Here is a 19,660-nt window from a genome sequence, read left to right on the forward strand (position 1 = left end):
AAGAAAATTAAAGATCGGAATAGGATGCTGCCCGTAAAAAGTAAATATCGCTGTTAGATACATTATCCTGGTATTTCTCCATGGCTGAGAGCTCTTCCCACCGGGCGTCATTTCGAAAGGCATCCCAGTGGGCGTTGCGGCTTTCCATATTCTCAAACGTAGTCATGTACATCAGGTTGGGCATTTTATTACCGGAGATGACATTCCCATAAAAGATAGCGTTGAAATCCAACCGGTCAAATATTTCCACCTCACCGCCCGCATTGAACATATCGACTTTATTTCGGTTCAACAATTCAGTCGCACTCTCATAGCTTCGTAATTCATAGACCCGCTCAGTTTTGGGGTTATCCAGGTCGGCGGCCATAAGTGTCGGGGCATATTCAAATGCCCGTAGTAACGTAGAGGTTATCTTGTGGTAGGGCGGTTCATCGTGAGGAGCCTCAAGATAGTCTTCGCCCTCAGCGAGATACTGCGAGTCGCCGTTGAGCCGGCCGGGGAGGGAGGCAAACTCATCCAGGCTTTTAAAAGGGATCAGCAGGTACGTTTTCAAAGCAGCAGCGGTATCCGTTTTGTGCGGTTTAAAAACGCCTACCGGATCAATGTCCAGGCGGTGCAAGGCCGGCAGGTATGCCTGTTCTAAAAAGCGGTCTGTTTTCTGTTGTTGCTCCGCGCTGTCAAAATGATACGTCATTATCTGGAAAAACTGTTGCGATTCGTAGTTCTGCTGGCTATAGACGGTCGCAGGAACAAGCTGAAAACAAAAGATTAGTAACAGAAGATAAAAAGTATGTTTTTTCATAGGAAATAAAATAGTGTTAGCGAAGCCTTTGCAAAACCGTTCTTTTGCCCAATATCGGCGTTATCGGTCGGTTGAGATTCTCACATATAGGCTATATGCTGCGATTCCAACCTCCCTCTGGTCTTGACCTTGAACAAAATTACTTGTTTTTCAAAAGCTTCTTGGTATAATTCTCAACAAAAGAAATGAAGAGCATAGATTAATTTTTATTATAGCTGATTTCGTCCGATAGTTCATTGAGGTCGCCCTTCTGGCGGTAGGGAAATTGCTCGGTAAGCTTTTCGCCTACTTTATGGACGGCTTCTTCGATTCCCTGTTCGTAGGCATCTTTCTTGAAATGTTGAATAATGAATGCCAGCACATCATCCCAAAAGCCCTCTTCCACTTGCCTGTGAATACCTTTTCCCGCATATACAGCCACCTTGTGATCTTCTGTGGCCACATATATGAGTACGCCGTTTTGGTACTTTGTCTGGTCCATTCCCAGCTCGTGGAAAATTTCACTGGCACGCTCGAGCGGGTCCCCCTCGCAGCGGTGTTCCATATGAATTCGAATTTCACCGGAAGTTTTTTCCTCCGCCCTGGCAATGGCATTGATAATCTGCTGCTCTTCTTTCTCGGTAAGGAACGATCTGGCAGGCATATTGGTGAGATTTAACTATCAGGTTAGTGTTTATTCCAAAACAGGCTGTCATTAATCAAAATTCACCTCGGGAACCTCTTCAGCCCCTTCATCCGCTTCAAAATAGGCTTTTTCATCAAAGCCCAGCATCCCGGCAAAGAGATTGGTGGGAAATCTTCGAATGTCGGTGTTATAGGACTGTACGGTCTCATTATAACGCTGTCGTTCTGTTGCAATACGGTTTTCTGTTCCCTCCAGTTGAGCCTGAAGGTCCTGGAAATTCTGATTGGCTTTCAGTTCCGGGTACCGCTCTACGGTGAGCATCAACCGGGACAGGGCCCCCGAAAGCTGCTGTTGTGCCTTTTGAAACTGCTCGATCATCTGGGGATTGTCCAGATCCCCGGCATTAAGCTGAATAGAGGTGGCATTGCTGCGCGCATCAATGACATCGGTGAGTGTTTCCTGTTCGAAATCAGCAGCCCCTTTAACGGTATTCACCAGGTTTGGTACCAGGTCAGCTCTCCGCTGGTATTGATTTTCAACCTGAGCCCATGCCTGATTAACCGATTCCTGCTTCTCTACCAGGCCATTGTTGATATTTATACCATAAACCACCAATAGAGCAACAGCGCCAATTCCGATGAGAGTCTTAATATTCATTTTATCTGTCGTTAGTTTCAGGTTTATCAACGTAATAAAGAGCTCTGCAAAAATCGTTCTTTCGGCCAATCACTGCGTTTTCGCGCATTCAACATCCTTCACATATGCTTTATATGCTGTGGCTTTGCATTCGCTCAGGCTTTGATATTGACCAAAATTCCCGATTTTCACAGCCCTTTAATATACGAAAGCTCAGCAAAATAGATACATCTATAAAATTTCAGGTTTTCAACAGGCACAAAGTATCAGATCATTTTTAATTTTTCATTTTTTAATTCTTAACATTCAAATTCCTATCTTTGGGTGAACTGAAATCAACTACGAAATCAGTGCTTCTTGTCGCATAATTTCATTTCATTTACCCTGTAACTTTTCAACTTTCCAAAAAAGTAGCTGATGTCTGCAAATACTACGATAACAGAACCCGAAGTAACACTGGAACTGGCAAAGGATCACGGACTCGATGAACATGAGTATGAAATGATCAGGGAATATTTGGGTCGCACGCCCACCTTTACGGAGCTGGGGGTATATTCGGTGATGTGGAGCGAACACTGTTCATACAAAAACTCCATCCTCGAAATTAAAAAATTACCGAGTGAAGGTCCCCAGTTGCTGGTCGGGGCGGGTGAAGAAAATGCCGGTCTTGTTGATATCGGGGACGGACTGGGGTGTGTATTTAAAGTGGAAAGTCATAATCATCCCTCTGCCATTGTACCCTATGAGGGGGCGGCTACCGGCGTGGGGGGTATTCACCGGGATATCTTTACGATGGGTGCTCGCCCGGTGGCAAGCCTTAACTCTCTTCGATTCGGGGACCTGGACAGCGCCCGCGTACGCTTTTTACTGGACGGCGTGGTTCGCGGTATCGCTGATTACGGGAATTCGTTTGGGGTCCCGATGGTAGGCGGGGAAATTTATTTCGATGACAGCTATGAAGGCAATCCGCTGGTCAATGCCATGAGTGTGGGTATCGTAAAAGCCGGCCGGACGGCCTCCGCCATTGCCGAAGGAGCCGGTAACCCGGTTATTATTGTAGGGTCGGAGACGGGGCGGGACGGTATTCACGGGGCAACGTTCGCTTCGGAAGAGATCAGCGAGGAAAGCGAAGAAAAACGTCCCAGCGTGCAAGTGGGCGATCCTTTTGCCGAAAAACTGTTGCTGGAAGCAACCCTGGAAGTGATTAAAAACGGTGGGATCGTTGGTATACAGGATATGGGTGCGGCCGGCATCAGCTGTTCATCCTCGGAGATGAGTGCCAAGGGAAAAAGCGGCATGCGGATCGACCTGGACAAGGTACCCGCCCGCGAAGAGGGCATGACAGCCTATGAATTGCTGCTCTCTGAAAGCCAGGAGCGAATGCTGGTGGTCGCTGAAAAAGGTCGCGAGCAGGAAATTATCGATATTTATGAGAAATGGGATCTGAATGCCGTAGTGATCGGGGAAGTGACAGACGGCGAAAACGTGACATATTATAAGGAGGGCGAAGTAAAGGCCGATATCCCCGCCGACAGTCTCGTGCTGGGCGGTGGAGCTCCTCAGTATGTTCGCGAGGCTGAGAAGCCGGAATACCTGGAAGAGACACAGTCGTTCAATACCGATAGTCTGGATCACCCGTCCGATCACAAAGAGATGCTGAAAACGCTGTTGCAGGCGCCTAACATTGCTTCCAAACGATGGGTTTACGAGCAGTATGATACGATGGTACGTACGAATACGGTCAATGGGCCGGGTCCCTCAGATTCGGGCGTGGTGCGCATTAAGGGAACCAACAAAGCCCTGGCCGTGAAAACGGATTGCAACGGCCGGTATGTGTACCTGAACCCGCGGCGCGGGGGACAAATTGCGGTTGCGGAAGCGGCCCGTAACGTGGTATGCAGCGGGGCAAAACCGATGGCCATCACCAACTGTCTCAATTTTGGAAATCCCTATAAACCGGAAGTCTACTGGACGTTCAAAGAGGCTCTGGCGGGCATGGGCGAGGCATGCCGCAGGTTTAATACGCCGGTCACGGGAGGAAATGTCAGCTTTTATAACGAAAACCCGGATATGGCGGTGTTCCCGACGCCGGTTATCGGGATGCTGGGACTTATTGAAGATTTGGAAAAGCATCGCATGACCCCGGCATTTAAGCAGGAATCAGATGTCATTTATTTCATTGGCGCGGATCGCAGGGGACTGGGAGGCAGCGAGTATCTGCATACCATTCATGGATTGACGACCGGGGATGCCCCGGAGATGGATCTTGATTTTGAAGGACGCCTGCAGGTCGCCCTGTTGGACGCTATCCAGCAGCAAAAAGTGAATGCCGTGCATGATATCTCTGATGGAGGATTGTCTGTAACACTGGCTGAGATGGCGATATTCAGCGGCAGAGGAGCGGAGGTGTCGGTTGATGAGCTCGGTGATAATATGCATGAGGTCCTGTACAGTGAAGCTCAATCCGGGGTTGTGGTGACCTGCGGGGCCGGCCGGGAAGATACGTTGGAGAACCATTTTTCAGAGCAGAATATTCCGTTTTACAGGCTGGGGACGGTGGGAGTCGAACAGGATGCTTTGGAGATCAGCGGTTTGCTGAAGGTCGCCTTGGATGAAATCACTGCTCTCTATGGGGGGGTGATCGAAGGAGCCATGAAGCAGTGATAGTGGAAGGTGTAAGGTAGAACGTAGAAGGTGTCCGGTTATAAATATTAAGCTGATAGCAGAGGGTAAAATCCCCCCTAAAACCCCCCCCTAAACCCTTTTATTGTTAAAAAGAGGGGATCATCTGGTTGGACCTTGGGCAAATTATATAACTGCAGCTAAAAAAATATTTAATTGACCATGAAAGATAAGATTGTTCTGATTGTAGGGGGATCCGGTGGAATTGGCAGCGCCTGCGCCCATATGTTTGCAAAAGGAGGGGCCAGGGTCGTGCTTGCCGCCCGGGATCAACAAAAAGCCGAAGCAGTTGCCAGAGAGATCAATGAGAGCGGGGGAGAGGCTTACGTCATAGGCGTTGAGGTGACAGAGCTGGCCTCGGTATCGAATATGGTGCGTGAGGTGACCGAAGACCTGGGAGCTATTGATGTACTGGTGAATGCTTTTGGTACGGCCGTCATCCAGCCGTTGTTGGATATCAAGCCCGATGACGCCAAAGAGATGCTGGAGGTGAATGTGTATGGGACCTTTCTGGTGACCCAGACGGTGGTGCGATATATGGCAACAGAGAAAAAGGGACGGGTGATCATGCTGCCGGGGAGCCTGGGGAAATACCCGATGAAGAATTCGTCCGTCTATTCAGCCTCTAAATTTGCCGTTACCGGCTTTACGAAATCCCTGATCGAGGAACATAAGCGCAGCGGGGTCAAATTTACGCTCCTGCATATTGGCGGTGTCGCTACTTCGCTGTGGGACAGTCCCACGGTGGACATGCGGGTACGCAAAGATAAAATGTTGACGCCCCGGGAAGTGGGAAAGGCCGTTTATTATGCGGCCAACCAGCCCGAGGGCTCGGTACTCAACGAGATAGTACTCCAGCCCGAATCGCACCAGATGGTGTGACCGTCATTAGGTTTAGGTCGAAAGTAGAAGGTAAAAGGTGAAAGTTGGGCTGCGGGTTAATCCAGTCCGGGGCGGTCGCGCATATAACCTTCCTGAGCCATCATTTTTCCCATTTCGTCATAGGCTTCATTATCTTCCGGAGCCCAGGTGCCTAATCCGTCCACATACCTGTTATACATACAAAATGCAGCTGCAATAAGCACCGTGTCATGAATCTCACGGTCGTTTGCGCCGGCTTTTTTAGCCTTGCGAAGATCTTCCTCCCCAACGTCCCGACCGCTTTTTTGTACTTTTTTGGCTATATCCAGGAGCGCACGGAGTTTGAGAGAAATATCGGTCTGCTCAAAATCCCTTTTGATATCATCGATCAGTGAAAGATCGCCGTCAAAGTGATGAGCGGCGGATGCTCCGTGGGAAGTATGGCAAAAATGACAGTTATTCTGATATGAGACATAAGATGCGATCATTTCCCGTTCTCCGCTGGAGAGAGGAGATGGACCCCGGAGCAGGGTTTCTGCCAGTTCACAAAGTGGTTTTGCCGTATCCGGTCTGAAGTGGAAAAGTCCCACGATGCCGGGCTTGTCGTTATTTAAGTCAATATGTGCCATAGGTAAATACCTGCATTAGGAATGTTATTGGTTTATGAACTATATATAGAGGACTTTGTAAAATCGTTTTTTGTCCAATCTCCTCATTTTCGCGAATTCAACGTCCTCACATATGCCTAACGCGGATTATTCACGAAATAGTAACAAGTAAAGAGTACCTCAATGATATTGTTTGAGATATCAAAAAATAAATATAACTCAAATTTGAGTGCAGTCACAATAGGTTGCGAAATTGAGCCGTACACTTGGTCTCGTTCATGACCAAATTTCCTGGTGAATAATCCGGGTCATTATGCTGTGGTTTTGAATTCGCTCAGGGGTTGACAATGATCAAAACTCCTGGTTTTTCAAAGCCCTTGTATAATATCGCTCAGCGGCTTCAAGGGTGCAACCTGAATTTGTTAAAAATATAAAATGAGCACTCCTTTTTAAAAAGGAGAGGACAGGTACGGGATATTTCATTTCAGGACAGATTGTATAGCATTCCCGATAATATGAATAGCTTCATCGATATGTTGTTTTGTAACGGTTAGCGGGGGACGAAATCGCATGGTTTTGGTACCGCAGGAGAGAATCATCAATTTCTTTTTAAAGCACTCCTTGATCACGGCATCCCGTATTTCAGTATTGGGAAAATCAATGGCGCAAAAGAGCCCTTTGCCCCGAGCGTTGGCCACCTGTTCATACTGCTCAGCAAGTCCCTGTATGTTCTTCAGCAGATAACGGCCCATTTGGGCGGCGTTTTCAACCAGGTTTTCTTCCTCAATCACTTCCAGGATACGTCCGAACCGAACCATATCCACCAGGTTGCCGCCCCAGGTAGAATTGATTCGTGAAGGGACCTGGAAGCAATTTGTTTCTATCTCATCCACTCGCTTGCCGGCCAGGATGCCGCACACCTGTGTCTTTTTACCGAAGGCCAGGATATCGGGCTTAACGTAATGCTCGTGGGCCCAGAATTTGCCGGTCAGCCCCACGCCCGTCTGTACCTCATCGTAAATGAGCAGGGCTTCATGCTCATCCGCTAATTCACGAAGGGACTGGTGAAACGTTTTGCGAAAGTGATTGTCACCGCCTTCGCCCTGGATAGGCTCAATAATAATACAGGCAATTTCATCTTTATATAGTTCAAAATAGCGTTCGGCCTGTGCTATAGCTCGCTCTTCCCGGGCGATCGTTTGCTGGAGATGCTCCTCCGTTTCGGGATAGGCCATGGCCGGGGAAATGACCCGGGGCCAGTCGAATTTAGGAAAATATTTTACCTTGGTCGGATCCGTGTTCGTCAGCGACATGGTGTAACCCGTCCGCCCGTGGAACGCCTGTTCGAAGTGGAGCACCCTCTGTCCTTTTTCCTGCCGGTACCCTTTCTCAAAGTTCTTCTGCACCTTCCAGTCAAAAGCAACTTTCAGGGCATTCTCCACAGCCAGGGCACCTCCCGAAATAAAAAAAGAATAAGGCAGGTAATCCGGTATACCTATCCGGTCAAAATTATCAACAAAGGCAGCCAGCTCCTCGGTATAAATATCTGAATTGGACGGTTTATTAATCGCGATCTGGCCGATTTTATCCTGAAATTCCCTGTTAGCCAGCCGGGGGTGGTTCATGCCCAGCGGATTGGAGGCAAAGAAGGTGAAAAAGTCCAGGTAACGGTCCCCGTTTCTGGCATCGCAAAGATAGCCGTCCTCGCTTTTCTTGAGATCCAAAACAATATCATAGCCGTCGGTGAGCATATGCCTGTCTAAAATTTGGTGAACTTGTGTTGCTGTAACGTTTTCAGTGATAGCCATAAACCTCGTATGCGGGTTTCTGTTTATAAATATTGCATATTAATTAAAGAAAAGAAGAGTGGTAAAAAAAATAAATTTATTATTGACAAGTACCCATGTCAAGCCTTATTATAGGCACTCACATCGCGGGGTGGAGCAGCTGGTAGCTCGTCGGGCTCATAACCCGAAGGTCGCAGGTTCGAATCCTGCCCCCGCCACTATCAAAAAGCGGCTTTCTGATTTCGGAAGGCCGCTTTTTTCATTTTATTGGGCTTGGAAAGCAGTGGGAAGGCCTCCATCTCTCACTCAACTTTCCCGATATTTTTATCCTATTACCCCCTCAGTCCCGGGAACAGTTCATCCTCTCGCACAAGAAGTTCGGGGCCGGTATAAAATAATCGCATCGATTACCTTTAAACCTTTACGCTTTCATATTCCCTGATTGTACGGCTGATGATAGCGATACAATCCCGCAGCTGTTTTTCCGTCATCACCAGGGGCGGGGCAAAACGGATGATATTACCATGGGTGGGTTTTGCCAGGAGTCCGTTCTCTTTCAGCTTCAGGCAAATATTCCAGGCCGTATCACTCTCCTCGGAATCGTTGATGACAATAGCATTCAGCAATCCTTTGCCGCGGACGAGCTTCACCAGTTCCGTTTGATCGATAAGTTTTTCCATTTCCTCCCGGAAGATCTTCCCCAGGCGTGTGGCGCTGCCAGCCAGGTCTTCGTCCCGCACCACCTCAAGGGCTTCCATCGTGACGGCACAGGCCAGCGGGTTGCCTCCATAGGTCGAACCATGCTCACCGGGACGAAGGCATCCCATGATCTCATTGTCGGCTAATACGGCAGACACCGGGTATGCACCTCCTGAGAGAGCCTTGCCCAGGATCACAATATCGGGACGAACCCCTTCATGGTCCACACACAGCATCTCACCGGTGCGCGCAATACCGGTTTGGATTTCGTCGGCAATAAAGAGCGCATCATACTTCTCGCAGAGTGCCGATACCTCGGTGAGATATCCTTCCGAGGGCACCTTGACCCCCGCTTCTCCCTGGATCGGTTCCACCAGAAATCCCGCTACATCTTCCTTCTGAAGCGCCATTTCAAGGGTTTCCGGATCGTCGTAAGGGATAGACAGAAAGCCCGGGGTATAGGGCCCAAAATTTTTGCGGGCAGCCGGATCATTTGAAAAGGAAATAATACTGGTTGTCCGCCCGTGAAAATTACCTTTGGCTACAATGATGGTCGCTTTTTCCGGCGTCAGGTTCTTCTTTTCGTAAGCCCACTTGCGGCAGAGTTTTATAGCGGTTTCCACCCCTTCAGCGCCGGTGTTCATGGGTAAAAGTTTGTCATAACCGAAAAGATCATGCATATATTTCTCATATGCTCCCAGCTGATCACTGTAAAAAGCGCGGGAAACGAGGGTCAGCTTTTCGGCCTGCTCCTTCAGGGTGGTGATGATCCGCGGGTGGCAATGTCCCTGGTTGACGGCAGAGTATGCCGACAGAAAATCATAATAACGGTTACCTTCCGGGTCCCATACATGTACTCCTTCTCCTTTGGAAAGCACCACCGGCAGGGGGTGATAGTTATGAGCTCCAAACTGTTCTTCGAGCGAAATAGCTTGTTCCGTAGTAGTCATGTATGGTTTAATTATGGTTAATCCTATTGAGCCTACAAGATAGGATCTTAAAAAGAGAAGAAAAATATACTTTCTGAAGGTTTTTTAAAATCCTCATTTCAGTTAAATGGATTTTTTTAATTTGGGGACGCTTTGCAAAACCGTTCTTTTAGCTACTCTCTTCATTCTTATGCATCCAAATCCTTCCTTATGCCTTATACACTACAGTTTTGAATACGCTCAGCGGTCGATATTGACCAATATCCCCTGTTTTAAAAGGTATTATAAAAAAGAGGGCGCCCTGAATTTAGCAGATTTAAGTCTCATAAACTTATAGCTAACTCCTGAGGCATCCTCTTTTGAACAATTATAAGCAAGTATACATAGGGATTGACTCTTAGATAATGAGCAAATAGCCTATTGCGGAAAGTAAAGGCCATTGAGTTAAGTTTTTCTTGTAATGAGCGGTTTTAGTCAAAAGTCAGGGGGGACTGCAGATCCCCTCACCTTAACCTTCTCCCCGATGGGAACGGAGAGGGATTCGAAGAGAGACTGAAAGGTAGAAATTGGAAATTCCGCTTCGTAAAGGATATATTATGCCGTCGATTAATATTGAACCCTTGAGTATATTGCTCGAGGGTTTTTTTATTAGGTAGAAATCCAACTTTATGGATTATATAAAATATGCATTGGATTGACCTGACGATTTTCGCCTGCTACATGATAGGCATGTTGGGTTTTGGCGTCTTTTTCCTGCAAAGAAACAAAGGGGCAGACGACTATTACGTGGGCGGACGAAATATGAGCAGCCTGCATATCGGACTGTCGGTAGTGGCAACCGATGTGGGGGGCGGTTTTTCCATTGGGTTGGGGGGGCTCGGTTTTGTGATGGGGATATCCGGTTCCTGGATGCTCTTCACGGGTCTGGTGGGAGCATGGCTGGCGGCCGTACTATTGATACCGAAAGTTAAAGGCAATCCCGTTTTCGACAAGGCCTTCACTTTTCCCGAGATTTTCAAGCACTATTTTAATCCTGAAGTAGCCCTTGTAGCGGGGATCATATCAGCCATAGGGTATGCCGGGTTTACCAGCTCCCAGATCCTGGCCGGTGCCAAGCTGGCCCAGGGAACCTTTGCCGATCTCGATCTGCAAACGGCGCTCATCATCATGGGATCTGTGGCCGTGATCTATACGGTGATGGGGGGACTCAAAGCCGTTATTTACACGGACACCGTACAGTGGACCATCCTGATGCTGGGCCTTATTTTTGTGGGAATTCCGATCTCGTACAATGCTATCGGCGGGTGGGAGGCCATCTCACAGACGGTTGATCCCGCACTGCTTTCGATGAGTAACCTCACCTGGCAGCGTGTAGTATACTGGGGAGCAACGATCATTCCCATCTGGTTTGTAGGGATGACGCTCTACCAGCGTATTTATGCCTGTAACGACGAAAAGACGGCAAAGAAAGCATGGTTTCTGGCGGGACTTTTCGAATGGCCGGTTATGGCCTTTATGGGCGTGGCATTGGGACTGTTTGCCAAAGTGGCTGCCGCTCAGGGCATGTTTGACTACCTGGGGGCTGCAAATGTCAGCGATACCGACCCCGAGACCGGCCTGCCGATGCTATTGCGCACAGTACTTCCCGTGGGATTCATGGGCATTATGATGAGCGCCTATTTTTCCGCTATCCTCTCAACGGCCGACAGCTGCCTGATGGCTTCGTCCGGTAATGTGGTTTCCGATATTATCGGCTATTTCAGGGAAGTGGATCATGACAGCGATACGTTCCTTCGGTTTTCACAGATCATGACTCTTCTCATCGGCGCCGGCGCCTTGCTTGTTGCCAGCATGATGACTAACGTGCTGGATCTGATGCTCTATTCCTATGCTTTTATGGTATCGGGACTGTTTGTACCGGTTGTGGGCGCGTTCTACTGGGATAAAAGCAGCAGTGTAGGCGCTATAGGAGCCATGATGCTGGGAGGTGGAACAACTTTTGTTTTGCAGTTACTACTTGAAAATATTGTCTTAAACGTTCAAAAGATCCCTTTTTTTGATTTTGATCAAATAGTATGGGGAATAGAAAAACTCCCCGCCGGACTGGATGCCAACGTATTTGGAATTTCAGTTTCGCTCTTAATGTTTGTAACATTATCACTGCTTTTCCCGGACGAAAGCAGTGAATCCCCGGAAGTTATCCATAACTGATTATTTTTCTAATGACTTTAACCGACTACCATGCAATTTGATATCATATATTCTGATACGGAAAATCCGACGGTTTTTTCCCGCAAGGACATTGTTGATTTCCTGTATGAACACCTTGACGAGTATGGAGATGAAAAACGTCATATATCAAGTTGTATAAGTTATGCCTATGGGGATGAAGCCGGTCAGGATGGCTTTATCCTCGTAGCCCACCGGGGTGAAGAGCTCCGGGGAGCCGTTATTATTAACCACACGAATATGGGCGGGTATATACCGGAGCACATTTTAGTGTATATTGCTGTTCACGGGGAAGCCCGGGGAAAAGGAATAGGAAAGCAGCTGATGGAGCGGGTGATCGACGCCACCGAAGGCGATATTGCACTACATGTCGAGCCCGACAATCCGGCCAAATACCTGTATGAGAAATACGGCTTTACCAATAAGTATTTAGAAATGCGACTTAAGAAATAGGGCATGGCCTATTTAAAACTATATCGCGATAAGTTACGTGAGAATTACCATTTCCTTGATGATCTGTTCAAGAGAAATGACATCAAGTGGGGTATTACAACCAAGCTGTTATGCGGACATGAAGCCTATCTGAAAGAGGTGGCCGATCTGGGAATCGGCGAGATGCACGACTCGCGCATCAGCAATCTTCGGAAGATCAAGGAGATCGATCCGGATACGATGACGACCTATATCAAGCCGCCGCCCAGGGATATTATCGAATCGGTGGTGAAATATGCCGATGCCAGCCTGAATACCGAGCTTTCGACCCTGCACGCACTCTCAGAGGAGGCCCAGAAGCAGGAAAAGGTGCACAAGGTTATCATTATGATCGAGATGGGGGATCTGCGGGAAGGCGTGATCCGGGAAAACCTGATCGATTTCTATGAGAAGGTGTTTCAGCTGTCTCATATCGAGGTGCTGGGGATCGGTACCAACCTGAACTGTATGCACGGGGTCATGCCCGATGAGGACAAGCTGATTCAGCTGTCGCTGTACAAACAGATTATTGAGTTGCGGTTTAACAAAACGATCCCGCTCGTATCGGGTGGTACCACGGTCACGATTCCGCTGTTGTTGCGGAATCAGCTGCCCAGCGGTATCAACCATTTCAGGGTAGGCGAAGCCCTGTTTTTTGGCAAAGACCTGTTTACGGACGGAACGATCGAGGGCATGCATAATGATGTGCTGGAGCTGTATACCCAGGTTATTGAAATTGCTGAAAAGCCGAAGGTACCGACCGGCGAGCTGGGCAAGGACCCACAGGGAAGAACGGCGGATATCGATGAAGAAGAATACGGCGAAACGTCCTACCGCGCCATCCTGGATATCGGATACCTGGATATCAATCCCGATCACCTGATCAATGTGGAAGAGGATGTTAAGATCGTAGACGCCAGCTCCGATATGCTTATCCTGGATGTCGGGGATAATACGGCCGGCTATGAGGTGGGCGATTTTATCCGTTTTCGCATGAAATATATGGGAGCTTTGGGCATAATGAACTCCGACTATATTGATAAAATGGTGGAGTGAATTACTTTAAATAGTTTTGGGACTCCCATGAGGATCGAAAAACGTTTCCGTCTTATTTCTAATAGGAAAGGGAAACAGACAACAGTAAATAAGATTTATATCTGTAACTAAAACGGGATACCTGTAATAATAAGAATTTGACCTTATTTTCAGAAGCATACGATTTTGCCAGGGTTATGGATTACCCCGCTGAAATGTATATTTTTGATTTTACGAGGGACTACGACCCGGATTTCATCAACACCAAGGAGTGGGGGATCGGCCGTTATAATGAGAAGCGGAACAACATGTATGTGGCTCCGCAGTACGATAATCGCCGCAACATCCACATGGGTATTGATATATGGACAGCGGCCGGGTCCCCGGTATTTTCTTTTTACGGGGGTACGATCTCTTATCTGCGTGATAATAATGAAAAGGGTAATTATGGTCCCACCCTTGTTATTGAATATGATCTGAAGAACAGAAATCTTTTTGCACTTTACGGGCACTTGTCCCGCCCCTCCCTGAAAAGCTGGTTGCCGGGCGATGCCGTCGGCCGCGGCGAGCAGATCGGTACCCTGGGCACGGCGAAAGTTAACGGCGGATGGGCACCACATCTGCACTTCCAGCTGTCGGTCGAAGATCCCGGGGAAGCCGATATGCCGGGGGTCGTTGCGGATGAGGAACATGACCGGGCGCTCCGGGTCTATCCTGACCCGCGCAAGGTGCTGGGCGATCTTTATTAGCATCCTGATATATTGGCAATTCTGCTCTAAAATCCACTAATTAAACCCCTTCACATATAATTTTACTAAAGAGTGTACTTTGAATGTCTTTTAACATACAGCCATACCTGCAGGAGCTGACCGAATTGCGTCATCAGCTGCACAGGCGGGCGGAACTTTCGGGGGCAGAATCCGAAACCGCCCGACTTATTCATGATTTTTTAAAGGAAACTGATCCGGATGAAATTCAGAAAGGGATTGGAGGACACGGGATACTGGCTACTTACCAGGGAGGAGATGAAGGTCCGCACATATTGCTGCGGTGCGAGCTGGATGCATTGCCCATTCGGGATGAGATTGAAAACGATTATCGCTCGGAGTCGGAAGAAGTGGGACACAAGTGCGGGCACGACGGACACATGAGTATTATTTGCGGGGTCGCAAGGCTGCTGGCAGAAGAGCGACCGGCAGCGGGTGCGGTTACCCTGCTCTTTCAGCCGGCCGAAGAGACCGGACAGGGCGCCCGCCAGGTGCTCCGGGATGAAGCATTTCAGGCCCTGAGTCCGGATTTCTGTTTTGCCCTGCACAACCTGCCGGGATATGAAAACCATCAGGTTATTATCCGGGATGGTATATTTGCTGCAGCGTCTGTGGGACTGGAAGCACGTTTCGAGGGAAAAACAGCACACTCGGCCCATCCCGAAGAGGGCAGGAGTCCCGCTATGGCGATGGCACAGCTGATAGAAGCGCTTTCATCGGTACCTCAATTTTACAGTTCGCTTGATGAGCCCACCAAAGTGACGGTCATCAATGCCGTGCTCGGAGAATATGCTTTCGGCACTTCTCCGGCCAGGGCTACGGTTCGTGCTACCCTGCGTACGTATGATGATGATGTCTTAGATTCCCTGCGGGAGCGATGCCTTGCGGCAGCAGAAGGACTGGCCGGGACCTATGGGCTTGCCATCGACCATACCTGGGCAGAGCCCTTTGCAGCAACAGTCAATGATGGCGGGGCGGCTGATATCGTCCGAAAGGCCGCAAGGCAACAGGGGTTTGATATCCTTGAGAAAAACACTCCTTTTGGCTGGTCAGAGGATTTTGGCCTTTTTACGAAAGAAATACCCGGGGCGATCTTTGGCCTGGGCATTGGCAGAGAGCATCCCGCGCTGCATTCCGAACTCTACGATTTTCCCGACGAGTTGATCGCCACCGGCACTCTTATGTTCATGCAAATCATTAACGAGATACTATTCCAAGGATGAAAGACCCGTTTTACCCTTCTTATGTCGAGCTTAGCAAATCTGCCTTTCAACAAAATATCTCCTTTCTGAAGAATTACATCGGTGAGGAGGTGTTATTCAGTTCGGTTATCAAGGGCAATGCATACGGACACGGTATCAAATATTTTGTGCCTTTGGCTGAAGAATGCGGTATCCGACATTTTTCGGTCTTCAGTTCCGATGAAGCCCGTGAGGCCAGTCGCGCTTCAACCTGCGAGGATACCCACATCATGATTGTAGGCATGATAAGCAATGAGGTCATCGCCTGGGCCATTGAACGGGATGTCTCCTTTTTTATCTTTGAACTGGACCGCATGCACGCCGCAATCAGGGAAGCCAAACGAATTGGCAAGCCGGCGCGCATCCACCTGCATCTGGAAACCGGCATGAACCGGTTGGGACTTGATCCTGACAATTTTGAGGATATTACGCACCTGCTTAAGAAACATCGGGAGCTTCTCAGGCTTGAGGGCATCTGCACGCACTACGCCGGTGCGGAGAGTGTGGGTAATTACGTGCGTATCCAGGAACAGATTGAAAAGTTCAGGGAGTATACCTCCTGGTTTGAAGATCAGGACATCGAAGCGCGTTACTATCATACGGCTTGCTCCGCTGCGGCCCTGAACTACCCCGAAACCATTATGGATATGGTGCGTATCGGTATCGCCCAGTATGGATTCTGGCCCAACCGGGAAACCTACATGAATTTTGTAAAACGATATCCAAATATACAGGCGGAACACAAGGATCCGCTTAAGCGGGTAATCAGCTGGAAAAGTAAAGTTATGAGCACAAAAAATGTGCCGGCGGGTGAATTTATCGGTTACGGCAATACCTATCTTACCAGCCGCGACGAACAGATTGCTACCGTTCCCATAGGGTATGCTCACGGGTTCGGCCGGAATCTGACCAATGTGGGCATCGTATTGATAAACGGGGAGCGGGCGCCGGTGGCGGGACTGGTGAATATGAACCTGCTGACCGTAGACATTACCGATATTCCTGATGTGACCAAGGGAGATGAAGTGGTGATCATCGGCACCCAGGGCGAACAGGAGATGACGGTAGCCTCTTTTAGTGAAATGCGGAATTTTATGAACTATGAGGTACTGGTACAGATTCCCTCGACCCTGCCGCGATATATTGTTGAGGATTGAGATTAACCGGTTTAGAACGCAGTTGGAAGCGAATTGGTTTGGAAAGCTAAAAGAACGGCAAGTCGAGCGCAGAACACAGAGGATCTGAGGTTAAGCTAAGACTGAAGGTCGAGGTGGCAGATTTGCATGGATTGGAACGGCCTGCACCTGAGGTAATCTTTTTTCCAGCACGTAAAAGGCGGGGGGTGCGTAGCTGGTGTAACATATTTCTCGATTCCCGATTTTTAAAATATACTAAGAGAGAACTTTTGAAAAACCAGGAATTTTGATCAATATCAAAGCCTGAGCGAATTCAAAACCAAAGCATATGAAGATATATGTGAGGATTTTGAATTCGCGAAAATGCTGATATTGGCCCAAAGAACGGTTTTGCAAAGTTCTCTAAGACGCACTCATCAGCTGGTAAATAGAATCAACATTCAGTTCCTTTAGTTCTTTAACAAACTGCCGGTTAATGGATTTGACGAGGCCCGGCCCCTCATAAACCAGCCCGGTGTACAGCTGTAAAAGGTCAGCCCCGGCCAGCATCATCTGAAGAGCCGTGGAAAATGAATCCACGCCGCCAACCCCGATGATAGGTTTTTGTCTTCTGGTGGCTTCGCTGATCCATCGAATGATGCGCACGCTTTTTGAAGCAATCGGATGGCCGCTCAATCCGCCGTGGCCGATTTTTTTAAGCTCCGATTCGGGCGTCTCCAGATTATCCCGGGCGGAAGAGGTATTACAGGCTACATATCCGGGAATTTGATGGGCTTCACAAACCTGCAGAAGCTGCATGAGCTGATCTTTTGTCAGGTCGGACGAGAATTTAATAAGTGTCGGAACCACGCGCGCGTCATCTCGAATGGCAAGGGCCGAAAGAAGCTCTCCGAGGGCTGCCGGATCTTCAAAGGTCTTGCCGTCGGTGGTATTGGGGCAGGATATATTGACGGTAATATAATCGGCTATTTTTTGAGCTTCCTTAAAGCTGTGCACGTAATCGCGGATAGCCAGGTCTCCCATCAATTTCGGGTCGTGTGTCTTGGCAATATTGATACCGAGTGGGATGGATATCTTCTTGTTCTTAAGTCGCTTAACGATGGTCTTGGCCCCGTCGTTGTTGAGCCCCATCCGATTGATGAGCGCACGGTCGCGGGGCAGGCGGAAAAGACGGGGTTTGGGATTGCCGGTGCTTGGGTTTCCGGTGATACTGCCGATTTCAATGAATCCGAGTCCCGCCGCCTCCATGATTTCCGGTATATGGCCGTTTTTATCAAATCCGGCGGCCAGGCCGAGAGGATTTTTAAATGTCAGCCCCCATATATTCTGGGTGAGTCCAGGCGCCTGATAATCATAGATTGTTTTCGCCAGAGCCCGCAAAAAATTGCTTCCAGAGGCTTTTCGTGCAAAATGGTGCATCAAATCGTGAGCCCGTTCAGCGTCCAGCTGAAATAATAAGGGTTTCACCAATGAATTATATATCATAACATAAGAGACGAACTTTTTTTAACCAGGATTATTCATGAATACTATGGATTAATAGTTATCCTGCTTATTTTTTAAAAGCCTTGGTATGTATTAAAGCTTTTTTGAACCATTAGATGATAACTTCGAAATTTTACTCCTGTGCTGCATTGGAGTGGAAATGGATGTTCAAGGTACAAAGGTACCTCTCCACCTTCATTTCCACTCCGCCTTGCCCACAATCATATTTTGTTGTGAATAATCCAGGTCAAGCTCCCGTCAAAGTAATGAGCTTTATACTAAGAACGAAATTTAAACTTTGGGTATAGTTATCGATGCCATTTTTATCCATTGAAGATGTTGAGCAGTATCTTGCTGCCATCCCGAAATTCCAGTCTGATCATACGAAGGCTACGGATTTTAACCTGTCGAAGTTCGAGGTTTTTTGCAAGGAGCTCGGGAATCCACAAAATCGTTTCTCTTCCATACATGTGGCCGGTACCAATGGTAAAGGCAGTACCTGCAGAATATTGGCAGGGGTCTACCGACAAGCCGGGTACAGCGTGGGGTGCTATACATCGCCGCATATGATACAATACAACGAGCGATTTGTCATCAATGGTCGTCCCATCCCGGATAAAGCTCTGCTTTTGTTTTTCCGGCAGTATCATGCATTGATTGAAGTGCACAAACTTACCTATTTTGAGATCAGTACTGCCATTGCTTTCTGGTGGTTTTCAAAGAGAGAGGTCGACCTGGGCATTATAGAAACAGGATTGGGCGGACGTCTTGATGCCACGAATATCATTCGTCCGCTGGTAAGCGTCATTACCAGCATCTCGCTGGATCATACGGATATTTTGGGAGACAGCCTCCGGGAGATCGCACAGGAAAAGGGGGGCATCATCAAATCCGGCCGACCGGTGGTCCTGGGAAATCTGCCTGAAGAGGCGGAATCGACTGTGCGCCGGATAGCGGAAGGAAAGGAGAGTGCGGTGATAACCATTGAACCCCTCCGGCCGGTAATGATGAAGGCGGGAGACATAACGCTCCGGGTGGGGGGGAGGAACATCCGCCTGAAAACTACGCTGCAAGCGCCCGTACAGGCCCGTAATGTAGCTGTGGCCTGGCAGGTCATTAAGGCGGTCAACAGTCATTTCAGGGTGTCTGAGGAGGAATTCAGAAGCGGGATACAACATACAGCCGCCGGCCGCGGCCGATTTGAGAAGCTCCTTGAAAAAAAGCGGTGGTATTTTGACGGCGCGCACAATATTGAGGCCGTTCAGGGAGTTAAGCAGTCTGTATCAACCGTGGGAGAGGTTGATAAGGCGATTCTCGTTTTATCACTGATGCGTGATAAAATATCCTCCGAAGTGATGAATGAATTTTCAGAATTCAAAAATATCTATTATTATTCACTAAACACTGAACGGGCGGCACCGTTTAAGGAGATCAGAAGATGGTGGCCGCAAGTGATGGCTTTTCCAACCCAGCCGGATCAACAGAAGCAATTGTTTAAAGAGTTTGATTCGGAATTAGTAATTTTTGCAGGAAGTTTTTACTTTTACACCACGGTTCGGGATTGGATAAAAACACTTGTTTAAACCGTTAATATCATATCTACCTGAGAGTTCTCCCTTTTTCCACAGCGTAGATCAATTCTCTTTTACAGCTTAGTATTAAGATTG

Annotated in this window: 16 protein-coding genes and 1 tRNA gene; 10 read left to right on the plus strand and 7 right to left on the minus strand. The window is 48.3% G+C overall.

All coding sequences use genetic code 11. From position 1 onward, the window contains the following. Positions 1-7: 7 nt before the first annotated feature. From BUB16_RS03000 to BUB16_RS03010, 3 genes are all read right to left on the minus strand, one after another. Entirely contained in the window at positions 8-802 is a 795-nt protein-coding gene (locus tag BUB16_RS03000; RefSeq protein ID WP_073059338.1) for an NIPSNAP family protein, read from the minus strand. A 199-nt stretch (positions 803-1,001) separates the two neighbouring features. Further along, entirely contained in the window at positions 1,002-1,445 is a 444-nt protein-coding gene (locus BUB16_RS03005; RefSeq protein WP_073059339.1) for a TPM domain-containing protein, read from the minus strand. A 51-nt stretch (positions 1,446-1,496) separates the two neighbouring features. After that, on the minus strand, positions 1,497-2,084 hold the full coding sequence (locus tag BUB16_RS03010; RefSeq protein WP_073059381.1) for a LemA family protein: 588 nt from the start codon (positions 2,082-2,084) through the stop codon (positions 1,497-1,499). Positions 2,085-2,480: 396 nt separating this feature from the next. Here BUB16_RS03010 and purL point away from each other — a divergent pair, with 396 nt between their 5' ends. Both purL and BUB16_RS03020 read left to right on the plus strand, forming a co-directional pair. Further along, the gene (gene purL, locus BUB16_RS03015; RefSeq protein WP_073059340.1) at positions 2,481-4,727 is read left to right on the plus strand and encodes a phosphoribosylformylglycinamidine synthase subunit PurL; all 2,247 of its coding nucleotides are present in this window, start codon (positions 2,481-2,483) and stop codon (positions 4,725-4,727) included. A gap of 180 nt (positions 4,728-4,907) precedes the next feature. Then, a complete protein-coding gene (locus tag BUB16_RS03020) occupies positions 4,908-5,627 on the plus strand; it encodes an SDR family oxidoreductase (RefSeq protein WP_073059341.1) in 720 nt (239 codons plus the stop codon). 56 nt (positions 5,628-5,683) lie between these two features. On the opposite strand, the gene BUB16_RS03025 is transcribed toward BUB16_RS03020, so the two are convergent. Both BUB16_RS03025 and lat read right to left on the minus strand, forming a co-directional pair. After that, positions 5,684-6,235: a carboxymuconolactone decarboxylase family protein gene (locus BUB16_RS03025; RefSeq protein ID WP_073059342.1), complete on the minus strand. Its 552-nt coding sequence runs from the start codon at positions 6,233-6,235 to the stop codon at positions 5,684-5,686. Between the two features lie 458 nt (positions 6,236-6,693). Next, positions 6,694-8,022, minus strand: coding sequence for an L-lysine 6-transaminase (gene lat / locus BUB16_RS03030; RefSeq protein ID WP_073059343.1), 1,329 nt, complete (start codon positions 8,020-8,022; stop codon positions 6,694-6,696). A gap of 124 nt (positions 8,023-8,146) precedes the next feature. On the opposite strand from lat, the gene BUB16_RS03035 reads away from it, so the two are divergent. After that, positions 8,147-8,219: transfer RNA gene (locus tag BUB16_RS03035), tRNA-Met, on the plus strand. Positions 8,220-8,414: 195 nt separating this feature from the next. Here the strand turns inward: BUB16_RS03035 and rocD are convergent. Beyond that, positions 8,415-9,650, minus strand: coding sequence for an ornithine--oxo-acid transaminase (gene rocD, locus BUB16_RS03040; RefSeq protein ID WP_073059344.1), 1,236 nt, complete (start codon positions 9,648-9,650; stop codon positions 8,415-8,417). Between the two features lie 663 nt (positions 9,651-10,313). Between rocD and BUB16_RS03045 the strand changes: the two genes are divergently transcribed. The 6 genes from BUB16_RS03045 (at position 10,314) to alr (ending at position 16,529) form a co-directional block, all read left to right on the plus strand. Next, on the plus strand, positions 10,314-11,840 hold the full coding sequence (locus BUB16_RS03045) for a sodium:solute symporter family protein (protein WP_073059345.1): 1,527 nt from the start codon (positions 10,314-10,316) through the stop codon (positions 11,838-11,840). Positions 11,841-11,870: 30 nt separating this feature from the next. Next, a complete protein-coding gene (locus tag BUB16_RS03050; protein WP_073059346.1) occupies positions 11,871-12,311 on the plus strand; it encodes a GNAT family N-acetyltransferase in 441 nt (146 codons plus the stop codon). Positions 12,312-12,314: 3 nt separating this feature from the next. Beyond that, positions 12,315-13,385 carry an alanine racemase gene (locus BUB16_RS03055; RefSeq protein ID WP_073059347.1) on the plus strand — a complete coding sequence of 357 codons (1,071 nt, stop codon included), beginning with the start codon at positions 12,315-12,317 and terminating at the stop codon, positions 13,383-13,385. 137 nt (positions 13,386-13,522) lie between these two features. Further along, positions 13,523-14,113, plus strand: coding sequence for a peptidoglycan DD-metalloendopeptidase family protein (locus BUB16_RS03060; RefSeq protein ID WP_073059348.1), 591 nt, complete (start codon positions 13,523-13,525; stop codon positions 14,111-14,113). An 83-nt stretch (positions 14,114-14,196) separates the two neighbouring features. Continuing rightward, the gene (locus BUB16_RS03065; protein WP_073059349.1) at positions 14,197-15,354 is read left to right on the plus strand and encodes an amidohydrolase; all 1,158 of its coding nucleotides are present in this window, start codon (positions 14,197-14,199) and stop codon (positions 15,352-15,354) included. Then, positions 15,351-16,529, plus strand: coding sequence for an alanine racemase (gene alr, locus BUB16_RS03070; RefSeq protein ID WP_073059350.1), 1,179 nt, complete (start codon positions 15,351-15,353; stop codon positions 16,527-16,529). The genes BUB16_RS03065 and alr overlap by 4 nt, the downstream gene beginning before the upstream one ends. A gap of 381 nt (positions 16,530-16,910) precedes the next feature. On the opposite strand, the gene BUB16_RS03075 is transcribed toward alr, so the two are convergent. After that, a complete protein-coding gene (locus BUB16_RS03075; RefSeq protein ID WP_084087995.1) occupies positions 16,911-17,993 on the minus strand; it encodes a quinone-dependent dihydroorotate dehydrogenase in 1,083 nt (360 codons plus the stop codon). A gap of 314 nt (positions 17,994-18,307) precedes the next feature. Between BUB16_RS03075 and BUB16_RS03080 the strand changes: the two genes are divergently transcribed. Next, positions 18,308-19,576, plus strand: a complete 1,269-nt coding sequence (locus BUB16_RS03080) for a bifunctional folylpolyglutamate synthase/dihydrofolate synthase (protein WP_073059351.1) — start codon at positions 18,308-18,310, stop codon at positions 19,574-19,576. The last annotated feature ends 84 nt before the right edge of the window (positions 19,577-19,660 follow it).

It is taken from the genome of Fodinibius roseus (assembly GCF_900129315.1).
Taxonomy (GTDB): domain Bacteria; phylum Bacteroidota; class Rhodothermia; order Balneolales; family Balneolaceae; genus Fodinibius; species Fodinibius roseus.